Below are 20,831 nucleotides of genomic sequence, written 5' to 3'. Positions count from 1 at the left end.
CAGCAGCAGATCGGGCGGGGGCGGCGGGGGCGGAGCCGGCAGCTGGTGGGTAGGCTCGTAGCCAGTGCCACGCGCCGACAGGCCCTGGTGCACCGCCGGCGCGGTGGGCTGCGGCGGCAGCGGTGCGGCGCGTTCGCCCGCCAGCGCGGCGCGCAGCTCGGCCACCGACTGCGGGCGCTCCTGCGGATGGACGCGCAACATCCAGTCCAGGCACAGCAGCAGGGGCATCGAATAGCCCAGCAGGCCGGCGCCGGAGAGCGGCAGGTATTCGTCCACCATGGCGCGCGCGGTGGCGGGCGGCGGGGTATGGCCCAGCAGCAGGTAATGCATCACCGCGCCGAGCGCGTAGAGATCGGTCCAGGGGCCCTGGCGCAGGCCGGTGGCCTCGGCGTATTGCTCGATCGGCGCGAAGCTGGGCTTGAGGATGGCCGTCATGTGCTGGCTGCGATCCTCGATGGCCTGGCGCGCCGCGCCGAAGTCCAACAGGATGGGATCGCCGCCGCCCTCGGGCAGCAGGATGTTGTCGGGCGAGATGTCGCGGTGCACGATGGCCTCGGCATGCAGCAGCGCCAGGCCATCCAGCAGGGTGAGCAGCACGCGGCGCAGCCAGTCCTCGTCGGGGCGCTGCGCCATCGCCAGCCGCGCCTGCTTGAGCGTCTGGCCCTGCAGATAGGGCATCACCATATAGGCCGTGCCGTTCGCTTCCCAGAAGCGGTAGACCTTCAGCAGGGCCGGGTGGTCGAAGCGCGCCAGCAGCCGCGCCTCGTTGACGAAGCTACGCCGCCCCAGCTCGAAGGTCTCGCGCAGCACGCCGGCGCGCACCGTCACCAGGCTGCCGCTGGCGCGCCGCACCAGCTGCGCCGGCATGTATTCCTTGATCGCCACGCGGCGCTGCAGCGCATGGTCCTGCGCCAGGTAGACGATGCCGAAGCCACCCACGCCCAGGGTGCTGATGATCTCCAGCTCCGCAAAGCGCGTGCCGGCCGGCAGCGCGTTCGACTCGTCCAGCTGCGGCGGCAGCAGCACGCGGTCGATCGGCTCGTCGTCGGCGGGCTGGTCCATGGCGCTTGTCTCGGCCTCTTACGGCAGCACCGGCACGGCGCGCAGATAGCGGTGCAGCTTGGCCACGATGGCCTCGCGCTCGGCCGCGGGCAGGGTGTCGGGCAGGGGCGGCATGGCGGTGCCGGGCTTGAGCGTCTGGGGGTTCAGCAGCCAGGTACGCCAGGTACGCAAGTCCAGCAGCTTGGCGCGTACCGCCAGGTTCAGCGGCATCTTGTCGCCGCCATAACCGTTCACCTGGTGGCAGCTGAGGCAGTATTTCTGCGCCAGCTCGGCATGCTCGGCAAACCCCGAGCCCAGCCCGGCGGGCAGCAGGGCCTCGCGGCTGCCGGGCTTGAGCGCGATGCTGGCCACCTGGTAGGGCCAGACCGCGCCACCCTCGGCCACCAGCTCGGGCGCGGCGATGTTGTCCCACACCAGGTAGTAGGGCCCCAGCGGCACCTGCTTCTCATGCTGGGCATGGTTGTCGACCATGAAGGCGGCGCCATCGGCGCGCGCCTGCACCAGCCAGGCCTGGTATTTGGCGAAGCGCTCCACCGGCACGCGCGAGACAAAGCCGTCCAGCGCGCGCAGCTCGATCTCGCGCCCGGGCCGCTGCCAGTCGGCGCCCAGCAGGCGCTCGAACACCAGCGGCGCCGGGTAGCCCAGGTAGCGCACCCTGAGCTGCTGGCCGGCCACGCTCAGATGCGGCTCGATCACCTGCACCGCCTGCACGGCCCGGCCCAGCCTGGCCTGCAATGCGCCGGGCTCGGGCAGCTCCAGGGCCTGGCTGGCGGGCAGCAGCAAGCTCAGCAGCAGGGCGATACCGATTCGCAACGACATGTCCATCAGTCCACCGGCTTGAGCGTCAAGGTACTGCGAGTATGGGCCAGCACATCGGGTTCGTTGAGCACTTGCAGCCGGTAGCCGCCCTGCACATGCGAGCGTGCCTGGTCCTCGTAATGGCGATCGCCCCACACGCCGCTCTGCCCCACCGGGTTGCTGCCGACCGCCTCGCCGGCACGCGCGAAGTCGATGACGCGCCGCGTCGAGGGCCCGTACACCACCGCCCAGGGGGCCGGGCCGAGGCGCTGCGCCATATTGTTGGGCAGCTCGTGGCCGCCGGGGGCCGGCAGGGGGCCGACGTTGAAGATGCGGTCCAGCGGCTTCTGCAGGCCGAGCGGATGGCCATGGGTGAGGGTATGGGCACGCCCCCAGGTCCAGCTGGCGGGGTCGGCGCCCAGGGTCTGGCGCAGATGCGCGATGGCCGCCTTCCAGGCCAGCGCCACGATCTGTTCGCGCGTCTCGACCGCCGGCGTGCCGCGCTTGTCCCACCAGGGCGAGGCGGCATCGGCGGCCAGGCGCGGCAAGGCATGGTCGAGCGCGCGCGTGCGGCGCAGGTTGTCGAACATGGCCTCGCCCATCTCGTCGGCCATGGCCTCGCGCGTCAGCTCGTAGAGGAACTGGTGGAACAGCACCGGCTCATTGAGCCCCAGTTCATGGCGGCCGGGCCAGGCCGCCAGGCGCTCCACCAGCGCACGCTCCTGCTCGTTGCCGGCGGCGGCCGCGCGCAACGCCGGCAGCAGCGGCTGCAGCAGGCGCTGCGCAAAGCCGCTCTGCACATCCAGCTGCAGGGCCTGGGCGCGCGCCATGTCCCAGGTCTGGCCCTCCGGGCGCAGCTGCTCGTCCAGGCGCTGGGCGCGGTCCCAGAGGTTGTAATAGCCGGGCACCTGCAGGGCGCCGGCCGGCTGGTGATTGGCCGAGACCACATAGCCGCGCGTCGGGTTCTCCTCCTGCGGATTGGCGCTGAAGTCCTCGAAGCCGAGCTTGTCGGACTCGGCACTGGCGCCGTCCAGCATGAAGCTGGGGTTCACGCCGGCAGGCCGCTTGGGCAGGCGGGCCGCGGCCCACCAGCCGATGTCGCCGTCGGCATTCGCCCACACCACGTTCAGCCCCGGCGCATGGATCTGGCTGGCGGCGGCGCGCGCACGGCCCAGGCTGTTGGCGCGGTTGAGCGCGTAGAAGGCCTCCAGCACCGGGTTCTCGGTTTCCAGAAAGGCCCACCACATCGCCACCGGGCGGCTGCCCGTGGCTCCGGGCACGGCGTCGTTGACGATCGGGCCATGCGGCGAGCGGCGCAGCTTGAGCGTGACCGGCGCCGCGCCCTTCACCGTGATGATCTCCTCGCGCTCCTGCAGCGCCACCCAGCGGCCCTGGAACCAGACCTCCCCGGGCTTGTCCGGGTTGGGCTTCTCGACGATCAGGTCCAGATCGTCGTTCTGGAACATCGTCAGGCTCCAGCCGAACTGGCGGTTGTGGCCCAGCAGCGCCATCGGGTTGAGCGCCTGGTGGTGGCCATAGAGCTCGAAGCCGGGCGCCTGCAGATGCGCCTCCCACCACACCGCGGGCACCGAGAAGGCGATGTGGGGGTCACCCGCCAGCAAGGGCTTGCCGCTGCGCGTGCGGCTGCCGCTGAGGGCCCAGGCATTGCTGCCCTCGAACTGCGGCACGCCCGCCAGTTCCAGTGCCTGCTGGCTGTTGAGTGCCAGGCGGGTCAGGTTTTGCCAGTCGCCGCCCTTCAGCCCCAGGGCCGTGCGCACCGCCCCCTCGGGCCGCCAGTCCAGCTCGAACACCTTGAGGTAGTCGGGGCCCAGCTGGTCGCGCACATAAGTGAGCGCGGGCTCCGTTCGGAATGCAGCGGCAAAGCTATAGGCCAGATAGCCGGCCACGCTGACGGTGTCGGCCATCGTGAAGGGCCGCTTGGGGATGCCCAGGATCTCGAACTCCAGCGGTGCCGGGCGTGTCGCCTGGTACTGGTTGACGCCCTCCAGATAGGCCTGCAGCGCGCGCATGGCCGGGGTCGGCGGGGCGGCCTGCACGCGTGCCGCATAGGCATCGGCATGGGCGCGTATGCCCAGGGTGCGGAACAGCCGGTCGGTCTCGACCAGCTTGGGGCCCAGGATCTCGGCCAGCTCGCCGCGCGCCAGGCGCCGCACCATCTCCATCTGGAACAGCCGGTCCTGCGCATGCAGATAGCCCAGGCTGCGGTAGAGGTCGGGCTCGTTGGCAGCGCTGATATGCGGCACGCCGACCTCATCCCAGCGCACCTGCACCGGCGCCTGCAGGCCGCTGAGTTCGAGCGTGCCGCTGCGCTGCGGTTGCTTGCCGCCCAGATGCCAGCCCAGCACACCGGCGAGCGCCGCCACCAGGGCCAGCAGGATGGCCGCTATCTTGAGGAGTCTTGATCGCATGCGCCGATTGCAGCACAGGCGCCGCGCGCCGCCATCGGGGGGACCCCCGTGGCCCCCGGGCTGCTTCAGGCCGGCAAGGCCGGCGGCTTGCGCAAATGCGTCAGGGTCTCGACGCGCTTGAGCAGCTCGCGGTCGTGCCAGGGCTTCTTGAAGATGCCGTACAGACCCTGCACCTGGGTCACGCGGCCCTGCAGCTCCTCATGGCCGGTGATGGCGATGATGGGCAGGTCCTCGGTCTCCAGGCTGCCCTGCACATCGGCGATCAGCTCGAAGCCATCCTTGTTGGGCATCTCGAGGTCGGTGATGAGCACATGCACATGCTGCTGACCCAGCAGTTCCAGGGCCTCGACGCCATCGCGCGCCGCCAGCACCTCGTAGCCGGCGCCCTGCAGCAGCTTGCCGAGCTTGGCGCGCACCACCGCAGAGTCGTCCACCAGCAGCACGCGCACCGGACCTGCCGGCGCCGCGGCTGGCGGCGGCGCGGGTACGGGCTCGGGCATGGCCACCGGCGCGCGCGCGGGCGGGCGCGGCGGCGGGGGCTCGCGGCGGCGCGGCTCGTCCACATCGTCGCCGCGGCGCGTGCTGATGATGATGACCACGATGGCCAGCGGGATCGCGATCAGCAGGGGCAGCAGAAAGGGACCGAGCAGCTCGGGCAGGTCAAACGGCATGGGTAAGGACTCCTGTGGGCGAGTGCCCAGGGCGGCCAGAGGGCAGCCCTCTGCGATGGCCGCAATCTACCACCTCGGCGGCGCGGCCCGGCCTAGCAGTTGCCCGCGCCGCCGCGCCCGCCCGGGACACTATGCGGCGCGATCGCGCGGCACGCGTTCCAGGTGCTCGGCCACGCTGTGCGCCCCCAGCGGCTTGAGCATCACGCGCACGGTCTGGCGCAGCCGGCCCATCGCGATATCGGGGCGGCGCTTGAGCTCGACAAAGCCCTGGCGCTCCCAGAAGCGCTCGGCGCGCGCATTGCCCAGCATCACGCCCAGGCGCAGCCAGCCGGCGCCCTGCGCCGCCGCCCATTGCTCCAGCGCCGCATACAGGCGCGGCGCCAGGCCGCTGCCATGCACCGGCGTGGCGAGCAGGAACAGGCCGATATGCCAGACCCCGCTGGCGAGCAGGTCGGTGTCGATCAGCGCCAGGCCCAGCCAGGCGTCCGCCGCCCCGCCCTGCCCCGGCCGCACAAAGCCCAGGCTCCAATGCGCGGTGTAGGGCCAGCCCTCGGGCGGGCGGCTCTCCAGCTCCTCCAGGCCCAGGCCCGGCCCGGGCGGCTCGCCGCCGGTGAGCAGGAAGTAGTCCGGGTTGGCCTCGAACAGGGCCTGCACCTGGGGCGCGGCGCCGGCATCGACGCTGCGCGCCTCCACCCCGTCGACGCTGAACAAGGGCCGCATCGCTGCCTGCGCCCTCAGAGCGTGATCTCGGCGCTGGGCAGGGCGCGGATGCGCGGCCCGAAGCTGGTGATGCCCGGCAGGGTGGCGTTGTGGTGGGCGCGGATCTGCGCCGCCGTGGCATGGGGCTTGTCGTGGGTGGTGTGGGCATCGGCCGCCAGCTCCACCTCGAAACCCAGGGCCGCGGCGCGCCGCGTGGTGGTGTCGACGCAGAACTCGCTGGCATAACCGCAGATCACCAGGCGCTGCACGCCCAGGCCCGCCAGCCAGGCGCCCAGCTCGGTGCGCAGGAAGGCGTCCGGCGTGGTCTTGCGTATCAGGCGGTCACCCGGGTCGACGTCGAGCTGCGCCACCGGCTGCCAGCCCTCGCTCTGGTGGGCCAGCGCGCTGCCCTCGCGCTCATGCAGGATCACGCCCACCGGCACGCCGGCGGCACGCGCACGCGCGGTCAGCGCGTTGATGCGCTGCACCGTCTGCTGCGCCTCGAAGGGTTGGGGCGCGGGCTCGAACAGGCCTCGCTGCACGTCGATCACCAGCACGGCTGTTCTTGTCGTCATGGTTGTGTCTCCTTGCAAGGCGCGGTGCGCAGCAGCAGATTGAGATGCCGGCCGCCGCCGAGCTCGAACCAGGTCCCGCCGCATTCGATGCAGCCGGCGCGGCGGTAGAAGTTCAGGGCGCGCTCGTTGCGGGCGTTCACGCTCAACCAGATGGCGGGCGCCCCCAGCTGCCGATACGCCGCCAGCCGGGCCTGCGCCAGCAGCGCCTGGGCCAGGCCCGTACCCTGGGCGGGCGCCTGCACATAGAGCGTCTCCAGCTCCACCTCCAGGCCACCTTGCGGCGCCCCGCGCCTCAGCTGGGCATAGCCGAGCAGGCCGCCCGGCCCCTCGCCCACCAGCAGGAGGCGCTGCGCATCGGCCAACAGTTCGGCAAAGGCGGCCGGCGTGAAGCGCGCCAGCACATAGGCGGCGATGTCCTCGGACACGCCCTCCCAGGCATAGGTGCTGAGCCAGACCTGCAGCGCCAAGGCGGCCAGGCGCGTCGCGTCGCCGGCCTGGGCCGGGCGCAGCAGCCAGCCCGGCGCGGCGGCCGGCGCGGGCCCCTGCGCCAGCGCACGCAAGGCCGCGCGGATCGGGTCTGCCATGGCGGGCGCCGCGCGGATGCCCGCCGCGTCCAGCCGGGCGCCCAGCAGCGGCAGGCTCAGGCAGGCCGGCTCGACGATCTCGGCCGCCATGGTCCTGAGCGTTTCGCGCAACGCGGCATCGGCGTGGCGGGCACGCGGCGAGGCCTTCCAGATCGCCACGCGTCGCCCCACGAAGGGCTCGAAGCCCACCAGCCAGTCGAGCGCGTTCTTAATCGTGCCGGTGACACCATGCGCGTACTCGGGGCTGGCGATCACCAGCGCCTCGGCCGCGGCCACCTCGGCATGCAGGCGGCGCACGGCGGCCGGCGGCTCGGCTTCCAGGTCGGGGTTGAAGAGCGGCAGCGCGCCCAGATCGCTGGCGATCCGCAGGCTCACCCCGGCCGGGGCCAGGTCTTGCGCGGCGCCGAGCAGTTCGCGGTGCAGCGAGGCCGCGCGCAGGCTGCCGCACAGGGCGAGCAGCGTCGTCACGCCGGCGTCGCGGGGCGGTGCAGGAACACCGTCAGCGCATCGGGCGGCGGCGCCACCTCGGCCTGCACCAGGATGCGGCCCACCGCGCCGCGGTGGTAGTTGCCATGCGTGGCCACGTGCAGCAGCATCTCGGCGCGCGACATGCGGCCGGGCTTGCCATCCACAAAGGTGAAATCGAGCACCTCGCCCAGCGCCATGTCGCTGAGCGTGTCCAGATAGCCGAGGTACCAGCGGTCGCTGGCCTGCACGCGCGCGCGCAACTCGGCCAGGCCGGGCGTCTCGGGGGTGTTGAGCCCCGCATAGCCATGCGCCTGCCCCTGCAGATGGGCGGCGAAGATGCTGTCCACCACATGGATGTGGTTCAGCACGCGCAGCGCCGCATGCAACTCGGCCGCGCGCGTCTCGGCGGGCAGCCGGGCCACGCTGTCGTAGAGGTCTTCGTTGGCCCAGGCCTTGTAGGCGAACAGGCTGCGCATCAGGTGGAGTGCTTGCACCGTGATCCTCGCTACTGATTTTTGCGAAGGCGCAAGCTTAGCCCAGCGCGGCACCCTGCTCGGCCAGCAGCGCGCGCAACACCGAGCGGTGGCAATGCGCCTCGTGCTCGCAGTAGCAGCCCACCGAGAAATTGCTCTGGTGCGAGAGCGCCGCCAGCAGCCTGAGCGCATGCGCGGCCTCGGGCGCGGCCATCTCGGCGCGGTACTTCTTGATGAAGGCGGCCCATTCGGCCGGGGTCTGCGCGGCCTGGCCCAGCTTCATGGTCTCGGCGCTGGGCGCCAGCGTCGGGAACCAGCTGTCGTACCAGTTCTGGCGCGCGAACTCCTCCTTGGGCACCCCGCGCGGCGGGCGCCGCACCGTGCCGATGCGCAGGCCTTCATCCGCCAGCCGGGGCGTCCCCAGCCGCAACACGCGCACCACCATCGCAGCCCCTAGCGCGGCAGGGAGATGGTCACCAGGGCCGAGCTGTCCTGCAGCGCCGCCACCCCATGCACCACGCCACCCGCCAGGAACAGCAGCTGGCCGGCCTCCAGCACATGGCTGGCGCCGTCGATGGTCACGTCCAGCCGCCCTTCGATGCACTGGATGGTGATCTCGCCCGCCACCTTGTGCGGCGGAAAGGCCTTGCCCGCGGCCAGCACCAGGCGCATCACCTCGAGCTCGCTGGACTTGAACAACGCGACCGTTTTTTCGCTCATCAGCCGTGCGCCCAACGGTCGGATATCAATAGGCTCGGCCGAGCTTGCATGTAGGAGTGCCATGAGGGCAAGTATGCGCCGGTCGCGCAGCGGCCGCCAGGGTCCCGACCTTAGGGATGGCTGCGCTGCGCGGCGCGGACTCCAATCGCCGGCACCGACAAGACCAGGGAGCGCCCACCATGCTGAGAGCACGCCTGCACCACCTCTTTGTTGCACTCCCGCTGAGCCTGCTGCTCGCCGCCTGCGCCAGCCCGCCCGACGGCCAGAGCAGCGCGCTGGACGATTGCGTGAAGATGGTGGCCGGCGGCCTGCGCCCGCTGGCCGCCGAACGCGGCGAGCGCTTTCTGGGCAAGGTCTCGGAGGACGTGGCGCGCTGCCGCGGCGGCGACAAGGCAGCCGCCTTCCGCAGCACGCCCTATGTGGACTGGGCCAACTACTGGGCCACCGGCGACGCCAGCAGCCTCTCGCCCGGCACCAAGGGCGTGGGCCTGCACCTCTCGCGCAACGGCCGCGGCATCGATGGCGCCCTGCTGGACCTCGAATACCAGCGCATGGAGCTGATCAAGTTCAACCTGTTCGACAACATGGGCACCTTCCGCGACTACACCCTGGGGCGCGACGGCGTCGAGGGCGGCGCGCTGAAGGTCTGGGACGCGCTGCGCCTGCCCAGCAGCGCGCCCGCCTACGCCGCCGTGGGTGGCGACGGCCCGCAGCTCTGCGGCGGCGCGCTGATACGCGCGCGCAATCTCGACGGCACGTGCAACGACCTGCGCAACCCGCTGATGGGCGCCACCGGCACCCTGTTTGCGCGCAATGTCGAGTTCGAGTCCACCTTTCCCGACCTGGGCATGAACGAGCTGGCGCGCAACCGCCATGGCGAGCGCCTGGCCCTGCTCAAGCCCGACCCGCAGCTGATCAGCCGCAAGCTCTTCACCCGCGCCCAGACCGACCCGGGCCGCTGCCGCGAGGGTCAGGGCTTGCCCGGCGACAGCCCTGAGGCGCAGTGCGACTACAAGAAGGCGCCCTTCTTCAATGTGCTGGCGGCGTTCTGGATCCAGTTCATGACGCATGACTGGTTCTCGCACCTGGAGGACGGCCACAACGCCGCCACGCTGATGCCGGTGGGCTGCAGCGCCGGCGCCGCGCAGGCCACGGGCTGCCGGCCCGAGGACCGCATCGACGCGGCCCTGATGGCCGAGACCACCCCACCGGCGACCTTCGTCGACGCCGCGGGTCGCGCGCAGCCCGCGCGCGCCTACAAGACCACGCGCAACAAGGTCACGGCCTGGTGGGATGCCTCGCAGATCTACGGCTATGACGCGGCCTCGCGCCAGCGCGTCAAGCGCGACCCGGCCGACCCCGCCAGGCTCTTGCTGCAGCCCGGCCGCGGCGCCGGCGCCGGCGAGGCCCAGGGCTATCTGCCGGTGTTCGCGCCCGGCGACCCGATCGCTCCCCAGTACGCCGGGCAGGAGGCCGCCGCCTTCCCGGACAACTGGAGCATCGGCATGAGCTTCTATCACAACGTGTTTGCGCGCGAGCACAACGCCTTCGTGGCCGCCTTCCGCCGCCAGGCCGCCGCCACGCCCGAGGCCGACTCGGGCCTGCGCGACCCGCTGCGGCCGGAGGCCGCGATCCGCTACCGCGAGGTCACGGCGGACGAGTTGTTCGAGGCCACGCGCCTGGTGGTGGCGGCCGAGATCGCCAAGATCCACACCACCGAATGGACCACCCAGCTGCTCTATGGCGAGCCCCTCTACCTGGGCATGAACGCCAACTGGGGCGGGCTGTTCGCCAAGCATCCGCTGGTGGCCGATGCGATCGAGAACATCGTGCTGAAGACCTTCGGCAAGAGCCCCGAGGCCAAGAAGGCCACCCAGCTCTATTCGGCCTTTGCCTCCGGCCCCGGCATCTTCGGCCTGGGCAGCCATGTCTATCCGGGCAAGAGCCTGCTCTCGGCCTTCGACCCCGGCAAGCAGGACCAGTGGAGCCTGGCCAATCCCGAGCATGTGAACGGCGGCGTGAACCATTTCGGCTCGCCCTTCAACTTCCCCGAGGAGTTCGTCAGCGTCTACCGCCTGCACGCGCTGGTGCCGGACCTGATCGAATGGCGCGACTGGCGCCAGGACCCCAACGCGGTGCGCGCCAAGGTGCCGGTGCTCAGCACCTTCCGCGCCAAGGCCACGCAGGCCATGCATGAGCGGGGCCTGGCCAGCTGGGCGCTCTCGATGGGGCGCCAGCGCCTGGGCCTGCTGACCCTGCAGAACTCGCCGCAGTTCCTGCAGCATCTCGAACTGGCGCGCGGCCCAGCCGGCATCGGCAAGATCGATGTGGCGGCGCTGGACCTGATACGCGATCGCGAACGCGGCGTGCCGCGCTTCAACGAATTCCGCCGCCAATACGGCCTGCGCCAGCTGACGCGCTTCGAGGACTTCGTCGACCAGCGCCTGCCCGCCGATTCGCCGGCGCGCGCCGAGCAGGAGCGCCTGACCGGGCTGCTGCGCGAGGTCTACGGCCAGCACCGCTGCGACGCCAGCAAGATCATCACGCGGGCCCAGCGCAATGCCGACGGCTCGGCCATCAACGACTGCCTGGGCCATCCCGATGGCAGCCTGGTGGACAACGTCGAGGACGTGGACACGGTGGTGGGCTGGCTCTCCGAGTTCACCCATCCGCATGGCTTCGCGATCTCGGAGACGCAGTTCCAGGTCTTCATCCTGAACGCCTCGCGCCGCCTCTTCAGCGACCGTTTCTTCACCTCCAGCTTCCGCCCCGAGTTCTACACCTCGCTGGGCGTGGCCTGGGTGAACGACAACGGCCCCGACGGCAAGCAGATGGAGGCCGGCAAGCCCAACGGCCATGCGATGGAGGTCTCGCCGCTCAAGCGCGTGCTGCTGCGCACCCTGCCCGAGCTGGCGCCCGAGCTGTCCCAGGTGGTGAACGCCTTCGACCCCTGGGCGCGCGCGCGCGGCGCCTACTACACGCTCGACTGGATGCCGCGCCCGGGCGCGGAGTCGGACCCGGCGTTTAAACCCTAGTCAGGCCCTAGGGACCAGGCGGATCTCGAACAGCCGGGGCCAGAGCTTGCCGGTGACGAACAGGCGCTTCTTGGCCGGGTCGTAGGCAATGCCGTTGAGCACATCCGCCTGGCCGGCCAGCTCGGGCTTGAGCAGGCCGGTGAGGTCGATCAGGCTCTGCACCTGACCCGAGGCCGGGTCGATGCGCACGATCACATTGCTGTGCCAGATATTGGCGTAGATCTGGCCCTCCACCCATTCCAGCTCGTTGAGCTGCTCCACCGGCCGGCCCAGCGCGGTGACCTGCACGCGGCGCACCTCCTTCATGCTGGCGGGGTCGAAGAAGCGCAGCGTGGGCGTGCCATCGCTGAGGATGAGGTGATGCTCGTCGTGCGTCAGGCCCCAGCCCTCGCCGGGGTAGCTGAACTGGCGCTTGAGCTTGAAGCTGCGCAGGTCCCACACGAAACCGACCTGCGACTGCCAGGTGATGCTGTAGAGCTCGTCCTTCCAGGCCGTCATGCCCTCGCCGAAGTACTGCTGCGGGATGTCCTGCCTCTGCAGCACGCGGCCACTCTCCAGCTGCACCTTGCGGATCGAGCTGTGGCCGTTCAGGCCGGTGCTTTCGTACAGCACCCCGTCGCGCCACAGCAGGCCCTGGGTGAAGGCCTCCGGGTCATGCGGATAGCTGTTGACCACCACCGCGTCGTAGACCGGCAGGCGCAAGCGCTGCGCCGTCGCACCGGCGGTGGCCAGCAGCAGGCAGGTGGCGAGCAGGGCAAGGAATCGGGTTTTGAAATTCAGGCAATGCATGATGAGCGCAACTATCGCCGATGCGGCGTGCTTGCATACAACATGAGCTCGCGATCGCCATCCGGGTGGGCGATCATGCGCTCGAAGCGCAGGCCCAGTTTTTCCAGCAGCTTCTGCGATTGGCTGTTGTTGGTCCGCGTGGTGGCCAGCACGCGCGCCATGCCCAGCTCCGCATGGGCAAACGCCAGCACCGCCGAAGCGGCCTCATGCGCATAGCCCTGGCCGCAATGCTGGGGCATGAAGGCAAAGCCGATGTCGGCCTCGTCCAGGTAGTCGCGCTTGGCCAGGCCGCAGATGCCCAGCGGCTCGCCCGAGGCGATCGCCTCGACCACGCCAAAGCCGTAGCCCAGCCGCTCCACCATCGCCACCGGCCCCTGCAGGATGTAGTTGCGCGCATCGTCCAGCGTGCGCACGCCGCGGTCGCCGATGAACTGCAGCCAGGAGGGCTGGTTCAGCAGCGCCAGCATGAAGCCCGCGTCGCTGACGTCCATGCACCGGATGCGCAGGCGCTCGGTCAGCAGCGTTCTCATGCGGCGTCGCGCGCCAGCTCCGCGGCCAGCCGGTCGAGGTTCTGCTCGTTGGCGGGCACGACGATGTGACGCACGGCTTCGGCCACGGCGGGGTCTTCAAACGCCTGCTCCCAGGCGAGCCAGGTGGCCGCGCCCCTGGGCGCGAGCGTGACGGTGAGCCTGAATCGGGGCGCCGAGAGATGGTGGATCACCACCTTGCGATCGCGCTCGATCTCCAGAAAGGTGGATTCATTCCAGTACTTGGCGCCATCCGGCCCATGCATGGTGAACTGCCAGGCGCCGCCGGGCCTGAACTCGCAAACATCGAAGCTGTTGCGAAAGCCCGCCGGGCCCCACCACCGGGCCAGCCGCGCCGGCGCCTCGAAGGCCGCGAATACCTCGGCGGGGCTGGCAGCCAGCTCGCGTGATGCCTCAAAAATGCTCATGGTCGCACTCGACGGTGATGGAGAGAAAAGCCAGGGACGGCCGTATCTGCCGGCGAAGTCTAGCCGCCATGGCCTCAGACATGCCGGACTGGCGAACGGCGGGATGCGGGTCTAAGCTCATTGGGCAACCGGAGTCATTCATATGCTGGGCAACTCTTCCGTGACCACGATGCTTCCCGTCAAGGACATGGCGCGGGCGCGCGCCTTCTACGAGCGTTGCCTGGGGCTCAAGCCCGGCAACTTCCGCCCCGATGGCAAATTCGAGTACGCCGTTGGCGGCAGCACACTGGCGCTGTTCCCGAAGCCGGAAGGGACCAAGGCCGAGCACACGGCCATCAGCTTCCGGGTGCCGGACATTGCCGCCAGCATCGTCGAGTTGAAGGCCAGCGGCGTGGTCTTCGAAGACTACGACCTGCCGGACTTCAAGACCGTGGACCATGTCTGCGTGCTGGGCTCCGAAAAGGCGGCCTGGTTCAAGGACACCGAGGGCAACTTCCTCTGCATCCACGAGGACCTGGCCTGAGTGGCCGCCCCTGGCAAGGGCAACACATTGCGCGTTAGCCCTTGACACTGAGAGTGGCGGTCGCGTGTATGGCCAGCTGGTCATCGGCTCCCCATAGCCAGGCCTCCACAAAGGCCAGCGACTTGCCCGCCCTGATGATGCGCGCCTCGCCTCGGCATTCCCCCAGCTTGGCCGGCGCGATGAAGCTGCTCTTGATCTCCACAGTGGGGCACCACTGCCGCAGCTTGGCAAAGGCAGCAATGGAAACCAGCACATCGATCAACGCCACGCCAAAGCCGCCCTGGATATGGCCCCAGTGGTTGGAGAATGCGGCCTGCTCGGCAAAGCGTAGCGCCACGAAGCCGGCATCGAAATCGGCCCCGACAATCTCGAAAGGCGTGAGCTCGGCGCAGACCGGCTTGGGCTGAGTGGCCAGCAGCGCCGCGAGTTCGCTTGCATTGCTCATATCGGTAGCCCCTTACTGCAGCTGGCGTGGCCAAGATGGAGAGATTCTGCGCACGGGCAAGTCGGGGTCCGGTTGCGGTGGCGCGCGAAGCGCGTCTTTCCTGCTTTTATTCATTCATCATCGTCTGGCTTTGCCTGCGGCGCCAGGCCGCCCAGCCTGTGCATGGCGATGAGGTGGATATAGGCCTGAGTCGTGCTCTTCAGCCGCCTTTCATAGTATCTGGCAAAGGACGGTGGCACCAAGGCCAGGGCCACCAGGCCCTCTACCGCCCTGGCGCCGAGAAAGAACGCGATCGAACTCAGCAGGCAGACGACCAGCAGACTGCGGAAGAACTTCGAGTCCGCCTCCAGCCGATGGACATCTTCCGCCGCCGCCGGGCACTTCGCGATCAGCACCGCTCTGGCCCATTGAAAGGTATTCAGCGCCTTGGTCTCGGACGCGTCGACGAGGCTGTTGCGGATGCGGGTCGCGCATTGGTAGGCGCTCTCGTTGCCATAGGGATTCAGCCGCCTTCTGAGTAGGTCGTAGAAGCGGTCCAGATAGGAGCCGGCCAGGAAGATCAGATGCCCCAGGAAGTAGGAGCAGGTGAGGAAGGCCGCCCAGTTGCCCGCCTCGGTGGTTGGCACCGCCACCAGCGGCCCCAGCACCAGATGGCCGACCCTGGGCGCCAGGATCGCCGTGGCAATGGCGCCCGGCAGCAGGATGGCGAACAGGTCGATCACGCCGACATAGAACTCGCTGGGCTTGGCCATGGGGAACCTCCGTCATGGATCAGGGAAGTGGGGCGTCAGTCGAAATGCTCGGCCTCGGGCGGCGGCAGCACCCAGGCGTGTTTGCGCGATTCATACACCGACACGCGCGGCGTCGGGAAGCCGGGGTCGGCGAAGGCGCCCACCGGGATGGCCACAAAGTCCTCCAGGCCCTCGGGCTCGTAATAGACCGTGGCACCGCAGTGAGGGCAGAAGTGGAACGTGACCCGCGAGCCCTCGTCGCCAACGCGGACGTAGGCGGTGGAGGCACCGGCCACCGACACCTGGTCGCGCGGGAACCTGGCCTGTTCGCCAAACACGCTGCCGGTGCGGCGCTGGCAAGCCAGGCAATGGCAGATGGAAACGCGCAGCGGATCGCCCACCACCTGGGCGCTGAGCTGACCACAGCTGCATGAGGCAAGACGCGTGGACATGGGGGCCTCCTTGGGGGCTGAGTTCAGGGCTGACCGCCGGCTTCGACGAGCACCTCTTCATACACCGCCAGGTCGCTGGCGGAGAAACAGCAGAATGCCACCTCCTGCAGCTCGGGCGCTTGCGGCAATGCCGCCAGGACGGTCGCGACCGCCACGCGCGCCGCCCGTTCTATGGGGTAGCCGTAGATGCCCGTGCTGATGCTCGGGAAGGCGATCGACGCCGCGCCGGCCGCGTGCGCCAGCTCGAGGGCGCGCTGGTAGCAGGAGGCCAGCAGCGCCGGCTCACCCTCGCCGCCACCGCGCCAGACCGGGCCCACGGTGTGGATGATGTACTTCGCCCGGAGCAGATAGCCCTTGGTCAGCTTGGCCTCGCCGGTCTTGCAGCCGCCGAGCAAGCGGCAGGCGTGCAGCAGCTCGGGCCCGGCGGCGCGGTGGATGGCGCCATCGACCCCGCCACCGCCCAGCAGCGATGAATTGGCCGCGTTGACGATGGCATCGACCGACAGCGTCGTGATGTCGGCTCGAAGGGCACGAACGCTGGCTGGCATGGGGGCTCCTTGATCAAAAACTCCACTCAGGCACGCAGCCAGCTGACCAGCAGCGGCACCAACACCAGGAAAGCCAGGCCGAAGCTCAGGTAGTTGCCGGTGCGCGGGTCGAAGTCGGGCCACAGCTTCTGCCAGGATTTGCGCATCAGCAGCTTACCGATGGCGAGGTCGAAACTCGCCATGAACAGGGCCAGCACCAGCCCCAGCAACAGATGCTGCCGCGCGCCGGCCAGCCCGATAGTCGGCACCAGCACCAGGCAGATCGCCAAGGCCAGTATCGAACCCGTCAGGGCACTCAGCTTGATGGCGCGCTCCTTGCCGACGCGCGGCACCAGCAGCAGGGTGCGCGCAATGCCATGCAGCGTCTCCGCGCCAGCGAGCACGACACACAGCGACAGCACGCGGAGCAAAACATCGGCGGTGATCATCATCGGGCGACGCTCCTCGGTGGTCTGGGCCTGGCCCCAAGCCGCTGTCTGGGACGGCATTTCAGTTGTCCAAGCTTCGACATCAGGGACCAGCCGCAGGCAAGCCTGCTATGCGGAGGGGTTCGACAACAGCCCCCGTTGATGCCGCAATGCCAGCCAAGCCCAGACGCAACAGAGGGAGCTGACGGATGAGACCAAGCGCCGAGGCCGCATAAACGGCACACAGCGACATAAGCCCTGCAATGACTGTTGCACTGACCGGGGCCAGCCAAGTGCCCGCTTGAGCAGACGCCACGATGAATGGCGGCGCATCAAAGAACGCATACCAAGACGGGCCACCCAAAATTGCGGCAACGTGGATGGCAGAGCCCGCCGAGGCGATCAGCATTGCCAGAAAGAGCCATCCCCTGCTCGGCGTCGTCATCTGCTGCCCAAGGTTCGATGCAAGGGCTTTGGCGTCACTTGGACTGCAGCGCGCCGCCCGGCAGAGGCAAAGAGGCCTGACCGAAGACGTAGCGCCAGCCTGACGCAAAGCGGACGTAGGTGTCGCTATACCAAAGACGATAGTCAAACGGCTTGCCGGCGCTGCTGCCCTTGAGCCAGAGAAGCGCGGTGACAACCGCTGTGTCACCCCAGACGCGAACGGTCCTCGAACTCGCCACTTGGTGTTCGTAGACGGTGACACCATCTCGCGCTGAAGCAAGCAACTCAGACTTTGAGTACGTCTTCCCAGTGCCCGTAGTGAGCACGAAGTCGTCCGAGAGGATTTGTGCCATTGAACTTGCGTCGCCCCTTTCAACGGCTGCCTGGTACTCAATGTCGAGGGCTTCGACAGCCCTGACGTCATCGACTTGAGCCGCTGTTGTCGGCATCGAGACGGCAATGGCCAGGAGGCCAAGAGCGACTCGGCGAACTCGACGGACGGACGAATCAGGCGAGAAGTGGGTCAGCAGCATGAAGGCTCTCCCGTGGTGTGCGAATTCAGCGACGTGGGGGCACCGAATTGCTTGCGTGGACGGCTTGGTGACACTCGATCTTAGAGCTCAGCCGCGCCCGCAGGCCGCTGGCGGGAGAGAAGGATCAGGGCGAGGACTCGTCGGAATTGAAGTTTTCATCGAGCGCAAAGTCTCCGCGCTTGAAGGCCGCAATGAGTTCACGTGCCTCCGCGACATAGTTGGCAGGCACACGGATGCTGGCGCCGCCAAGCGCTCCTGCCAGCAAAGAGTGCGCCTGCACAAGATTTGTGTCGCCAGCTTCGGCCGGCACGCCACCCGCGTTGAGGCAAGAGCAAAGCATGTGAGCCTCTGTTGGCGTCAAGTACCTTGCGACGATTGTCATGTCCCCCTGGTAGTCACCCTCGTCCGCGACAGGCGCTTCGGCACGCGAGGGAACGGGCAGCCCGCGCCTGACAAGTTCCGACACTGCCGCAGCCTCCGCCTCCACCGTGAGGCCCCCGGAGGCGACACGGTCAGCGAGCTCGCGATCATTGAGCATTTCGAACAGCGCGCTGAACTCTGACGTTGCCATGCTGTGAGACCTAACTTTCAAGGTGAGGAGGCCACGGTGCTATTCCGTTGGGCCTCGCCTCGACCGATGGGTTAGGCGCCGCCTTTGGGGGGCTCCAGGGACTCACGATCGTAGTAGTCAACGGTGACCTCCGCACGGACCATCTTCCGAAGGGCCGGCGCGCCTGATGCAGACGAGAAGATGCCGACCTTGTTGGAGTCGGGGTACTCGCAAACCTCTGTCTCTGCCAGATTCGAAAGCGAGAGGTAGCGCAGTGGCGCGGTTCCCGTGTTGATGATCTGGTGTGCAACGCTGGCGTCCCCGGTGGGACAAGCGATGACGTCGTGTCTTCGGAGCTTGAAGCGCCTATCCCCGAAGCGAAGCTCACCTTCGCCCTCAAGGATGAGGAACATCTCCTCTTCCTCCCGGTGGGAGTGAAACGGGCACTGTGTCTTGCCGGGTGGAAGTTCGGTGAGGTTGTAGCCCAACTTCCGAGCACCAATGCTCGCGCTGAACAGGGCACGCTTCGAGGTGTAGAAGCCGTTCTCCTCGATGTCGTTGAACTCAACTTCGTCGAGGTTCACGAAGGGTTTTGTCATAGGAACTCCATGCGGTGGGCTGGATGCGACGGACGAGGCGCTTGAATGGGCTCGACAGCGCCGGCTAGGTCAAATAGCGCAAGCTCAGCATTGCTGCCCAGTAGACCCCGATGGCCGTCTGCACGGCAAACGCCGCGAAGCGTAGATTGACCGCAGCCACGCTCAGTGATGCCAGGTGAATGCACGATTGAACGACCCGCGCCAGCACGAACCACAGTGCCAGGGGATCGGTGACGGCAGTCTGGCCGGTCGCCAACGCCAGCAGCAACAGGCCACCAAAGACGGGAAGGCTCTCGACGCAGTTGGCATGGGCCCGAGCCAGTCGCTGCATGAAGGGCGAGAGGTTGGCGTTGTCGGGCGTGAACCCGTTCGATGGAACCCGGCCGCTCAGCACCAGCAGTGAACGAAGCACCTCCATGAGCAGGAGCAGTGCGAGCGCCCAGGATATGAACAGGGCGAGGGCCAGTGCGGAGTTGTTGTTGCTCATTGAACGGCAGCCTTTGCTCGGGGTTGAATGTTCGGTGCCCAAGACGAGCCGGGCCATGGACTGCGCAAAGGCTGCGGCCGTACCCATCGCTCGCCAAGAATCAGCGTTCCCTGAAACGGCTTGCAGGGCGCCGCGTGGTCATGCCCCGACATGCTCTGCCTGGTAGACGACCATCCTCGGTTTCTCCCCCGCAAGCGCTGATAGCGCAGCCACGAAGTGCCCCGACGCCGGGACCTTGAAGTGTTCTTGAAGCGACGCGTGATCCGCCCACTCCTCCACGAAGACCAGGCGCTGCGGGTTCTCACAGTCCACGTGAACCGCGTGCGAGACGCAACCCGGCTCCATTCGGGAACGATGTACATGCTCGACGCTCAGCTTCCGAGCTTCTGCCATGCAACCGTCCCGAACCAGTACGCTTCCAAGAACCACGATCATGAAGGCACCTCTTGAGTCAGGATCCCAGAACGCATGGCGCAGCGACGCCTAGACAGGATGGCGTCGCGGACTCGGGTGGGCCGACTCCTGCGATGCCGTAGCTTGCGGGCACTGGGCCTACAGAGCTACACCCAGGCGCCCGGCGGACGGGCTGCCGGGGCGTTGCGAGTTTGCGAGGCGTCGGGCCATGCAACGTGAATCTAGCACCTTGTACGTCGGTCTTGAGTTGCACAGGGACAGCATTGACATCGCCGTGGCGGACGCGCCGCGTGATGGCGCGATCCGGACTGTGGGCAGCATCGGCGGTGACCTGGCATCGCTGGACAAGGCGCTGCGCGGGCTCAAAAGCCGGGGTCAGGTCTTGCGGACCCTGCGGTTTCGTCATCTGGCGCCACCTCAGTGCACAAGGTTTGCATTGCAATGTTGTCGCACCCTCGTCGATCCCGCGCATCCATCAAGTCAGCCCGGCGCCTCCGGCCACGGCCGCTGCGGCCCGCGCATGCGCTCCCAGGCGCTCGCCATGCGCAGCACGCCGAGGTCGTCGAAGCGTTTGCCGATGATCTGCAGGCCGATGGGAAGGCCGGCGGCCGTGTAGCCGCAATTGATGGACGCCGCCGGCTGCTCGCTCATGTTGTAAGGCAGGGTGAAGGCGATGTGCTCGAAGGGGCGCTGGGGGTCGTTGATGGGGCTGGCCCATTCGGCCGGGAAGGCGGGGCCCGGGCTCACCGGCGAGAGCACGTAGTCGAAGGGTTCACAGGCGGCGATGGCGGCGTCGCGCAGCGCCGCCATCTGGCTGTAGCCATGGTAGAGCTCGGCCGCGGTCAGGCTGGCGCCGCGGTCCACCCAGGCGCGGATATAGGGCAGCACCTTGTTGCGGCGCGCCTCGGGCAGGGCCGAGATGTCGAGCCAGGAACGCATGCGCCAGAAGGCGTCGAGCCCGTCGATCATGGTGCGGGTGGAGAAGCCGCGCAGCGGCTCGACGCTGGCGCCGGCCGCCTCGAAGGCGCGCGCCGCGGCCTGCACGGCGGCGGCGGTCTCGGGTTCGACGGTGAGGCCCCAGCCGGCGTCCATCATCAGGCCGAGCTTGAGGCCGCGTAGCGGCGGCATGTCCTGCTCGCCCAGGGCCAGCCAGGGGATGTTGTCCTGCCAGGGCAGGCTCATGCCGTCGCGCCAGTCGGGGCGGCTGAGGTGGGCCATCAGCTGGGCGGCGTCGGCCACGGTGCGCGTCATCGGGCCGGCCACGCGGCCGGCGAAGGGCGGCTTGATGGGGATGCGGCCCAGGCTGGGCTTGAGGGTGAAGATGCCGCACCATCCGGCCGGCAGGCGCACCGAGCCGCCGATGTCGGTGCCCACATGCAGGGGGCCGTAGCCCGCGGCCGCGGCGGCGGCCGCGCCGGCGCGGGGGCCGCCGGGGGTGTT

General features: G+C 68.7%; 26 protein-coding genes. 2 read left to right on the top strand and 24 right to left on the bottom strand.

All coding sequences use genetic code 11. The annotated features are described in order from the left end of the window. The 10 genes from AC3WQY_RS23955 to AC3WQY_RS23910 form a co-directional block, all read right to left on the bottom strand. Positions 1-1,062 (bottom strand): serine/threonine-protein kinase (locus tag AC3WQY_RS23955; RefSeq protein ID WP_492711107.1); only part of this gene is annotated, 1,062 nt, incomplete at its 3' end. Positions 1,063-1,080: 18 nt separating this feature from the next. Next, the gene (locus AC3WQY_RS23950; RefSeq protein WP_492711106.1) at positions 1,081-1,881 is read right to left on the bottom strand and encodes a hypothetical protein; all 801 of its coding nucleotides are present in this window, start codon (positions 1,879-1,881) and stop codon (positions 1,081-1,083) included. Between the two features lie 5 nt (positions 1,882-1,886). Then, a complete protein-coding gene (locus AC3WQY_RS23945) occupies positions 1,887-4,289 on the bottom strand; it encodes a penicillin acylase family protein (RefSeq protein ID WP_492711105.1) in 2,403 nt (800 codons plus the stop codon). 65 nt (positions 4,290-4,354) lie between these two features. Next, positions 4,355-4,960, bottom strand: a complete 606-nt coding sequence (locus tag AC3WQY_RS23940) for a response regulator (protein ID WP_285234805.1) — start codon at positions 4,958-4,960, stop codon at positions 4,355-4,357. 129 nt (positions 4,961-5,089) lie between these two features. Then, on the bottom strand, positions 5,090-5,680 hold the full coding sequence (locus AC3WQY_RS23935) for a GNAT family N-acetyltransferase (protein ID WP_492711104.1): 591 nt from the start codon (positions 5,678-5,680) through the stop codon (positions 5,090-5,092). Between the two features lie 14 nt (positions 5,681-5,694). Continuing rightward, positions 5,695-6,234, bottom strand: a complete 540-nt coding sequence (locus AC3WQY_RS23930) for a cysteine hydrolase family protein (RefSeq protein WP_492711102.1) — start codon at positions 6,232-6,234, stop codon at positions 5,695-5,697. Further along, a complete protein-coding gene (locus AC3WQY_RS23925) occupies positions 6,231-7,286 on the bottom strand; it encodes a GNAT family N-acetyltransferase (RefSeq protein WP_492711101.1) in 1,056 nt (351 codons plus the stop codon). The genes AC3WQY_RS23930 and AC3WQY_RS23925 overlap by 4 nt, the downstream gene beginning before the upstream one ends. Continuing rightward, the gene (locus AC3WQY_RS23920; RefSeq protein WP_285234801.1) at positions 7,283-7,780 is read right to left on the bottom strand and encodes a DinB family protein; all 498 of its coding nucleotides are present in this window, start codon (positions 7,778-7,780) and stop codon (positions 7,283-7,285) included. Before AC3WQY_RS23920 ends, AC3WQY_RS23925 begins: the two co-directional genes overlap by 4 nt. A 37-nt stretch (positions 7,781-7,817) precedes the next feature. Continuing rightward, positions 7,818-8,204 carry a DUF488 domain-containing protein gene (locus AC3WQY_RS23915; protein ID WP_492711099.1) on the bottom strand — a complete coding sequence of 129 codons (387 nt, stop codon included), beginning with the start codon at positions 8,202-8,204 and terminating at the stop codon, positions 7,818-7,820. A gap of 8 nt (positions 8,205-8,212) precedes the next feature. Further along, the gene (locus AC3WQY_RS23910; protein ID WP_425334678.1) at positions 8,213-8,479 is read right to left on the bottom strand and encodes a cupin domain-containing protein; all 267 of its coding nucleotides are present in this window, start codon (positions 8,477-8,479) and stop codon (positions 8,213-8,215) included. Positions 8,480-8,658: 179 nt separating this feature from the next. On the opposite strand from AC3WQY_RS23910, the gene AC3WQY_RS23905 reads away from it, so the two are divergent. Then, on the top strand, positions 8,659-11,514 hold the full coding sequence (locus AC3WQY_RS23905; RefSeq protein ID WP_492711097.1) for a peroxidase family protein: 2,856 nt from the start codon (positions 8,659-8,661) through the stop codon (positions 11,512-11,514). Here the strand turns inward: AC3WQY_RS23905 and AC3WQY_RS23900 are convergent, their stop codons facing one another. From AC3WQY_RS23900 to AC3WQY_RS23890, 3 genes are read right to left on the bottom strand one after another with little or no spacing between them, the layout of a single operon-like run. Beyond that, positions 11,515-12,303, bottom strand: coding sequence for a glutaminyl-peptide cyclotransferase (locus tag AC3WQY_RS23900; RefSeq protein WP_492711095.1), 789 nt, complete (start codon positions 12,301-12,303; stop codon positions 11,515-11,517). Positions 12,304-12,314: 11 nt separating this feature from the next. Then, complete coding sequence (locus tag AC3WQY_RS23895; RefSeq protein WP_492711093.1) at positions 12,315-12,833, bottom strand: GNAT family N-acetyltransferase; 519 nt, start codon at positions 12,831-12,833, stop codon at positions 12,315-12,317. Further along, positions 12,830-13,258: an SRPBCC family protein gene (locus AC3WQY_RS23890; RefSeq protein WP_492711092.1), complete on the bottom strand. Its 429-nt coding sequence runs from the start codon at positions 13,256-13,258 to the stop codon at positions 12,830-12,832. Before AC3WQY_RS23890 ends, AC3WQY_RS23895 begins: the two co-directional genes overlap by 4 nt. Positions 13,259-13,400: 142 nt before the next feature. Between AC3WQY_RS23890 and AC3WQY_RS23885 the strand changes: the two genes are divergently transcribed. Beyond that, complete coding sequence (locus AC3WQY_RS23885) at positions 13,401-13,781, top strand: VOC family protein (RefSeq protein ID WP_492711090.1); 381 nt, start codon at positions 13,401-13,403, stop codon at positions 13,779-13,781. Between the two features lie 34 nt (positions 13,782-13,815). Here AC3WQY_RS23885 and AC3WQY_RS23880 read toward each other — a convergent pair whose 3' ends face one another. The 11 genes from AC3WQY_RS23880 to AC3WQY_RS23830 form a co-directional block, all read right to left on the bottom strand. Then, positions 13,816-14,226: a PaaI family thioesterase gene (locus AC3WQY_RS23880; RefSeq protein WP_492711089.1), complete on the bottom strand. Its 411-nt coding sequence runs from the start codon at positions 14,224-14,226 to the stop codon at positions 13,816-13,818. A gap of 110 nt (positions 14,227-14,336) precedes the next feature. Continuing rightward, a complete protein-coding gene (locus AC3WQY_RS23875; protein ID WP_492711088.1) occupies positions 14,337-14,978 on the bottom strand; it encodes a hypothetical protein in 642 nt (213 codons plus the stop codon). Positions 14,979-15,013: 35 nt separating this feature from the next. Then, positions 15,014-15,409, bottom strand: a complete 396-nt coding sequence (locus AC3WQY_RS23870) for a GFA family protein (protein WP_492711086.1) — start codon at positions 15,407-15,409, stop codon at positions 15,014-15,016. Between the two features lie 23 nt (positions 15,410-15,432). Continuing rightward, the gene (locus AC3WQY_RS23865; RefSeq protein WP_492711085.1) at positions 15,433-15,957 is read right to left on the bottom strand and encodes an O-acetyl-ADP-ribose deacetylase; all 525 of its coding nucleotides are present in this window, start codon (positions 15,955-15,957) and stop codon (positions 15,433-15,435) included. Between the two features lie 26 nt (positions 15,958-15,983). Then, entirely contained in the window at positions 15,984-16,445 is a 462-nt protein-coding gene (locus tag AC3WQY_RS23860; RefSeq protein WP_492711083.1) for a hypothetical protein, read from the bottom strand. Positions 16,446-16,843: 398 nt separating this feature from the next. Then, entirely contained in the window at positions 16,844-17,341 is a 498-nt protein-coding gene (locus tag AC3WQY_RS23855; RefSeq protein ID WP_492711081.1) for a nuclear transport factor 2 family protein, read from the bottom strand. Between the two features lie 124 nt (positions 17,342-17,465). Further along, the gene (locus AC3WQY_RS23850; RefSeq protein WP_492711080.1) at positions 17,466-17,912 is read right to left on the bottom strand and encodes a hypothetical protein; all 447 of its coding nucleotides are present in this window, start codon (positions 17,910-17,912) and stop codon (positions 17,466-17,468) included. A 71-nt stretch (positions 17,913-17,983) separates the two neighbouring features. Beyond that, positions 17,984-18,490 carry a cupin domain-containing protein gene (locus AC3WQY_RS23845; RefSeq protein WP_492711078.1) on the bottom strand — a complete coding sequence of 169 codons (507 nt, stop codon included), beginning with the start codon at positions 18,488-18,490 and terminating at the stop codon, positions 17,984-17,986. A gap of 64 nt (positions 18,491-18,554) precedes the next feature. Further along, positions 18,555-18,977, bottom strand: a complete 423-nt coding sequence (locus AC3WQY_RS23840; RefSeq protein ID WP_492711076.1) for an MAPEG family protein — start codon at positions 18,975-18,977, stop codon at positions 18,555-18,557. 138 nt (positions 18,978-19,115) lie between these two features. Beyond that, positions 19,116-19,412 carry a putative quinol monooxygenase gene (locus AC3WQY_RS23835; protein ID WP_492711075.1) on the bottom strand — a complete coding sequence of 99 codons (297 nt, stop codon included), beginning with the start codon at positions 19,410-19,412 and terminating at the stop codon, positions 19,116-19,118. Between the two features lie 459 nt (positions 19,413-19,871). Further along, positions 19,872-20,831: amidase (locus AC3WQY_RS23830; RefSeq protein WP_492711074.1), on the bottom strand; the 960-nt coding region annotated here is incomplete at its 5' end.

It is taken from the genome of Roseateles sp. FW301-B2 (assembly GCF_058788955.1).
This window is presented reverse-complemented; position numbering and strand designations above follow the sequence as displayed.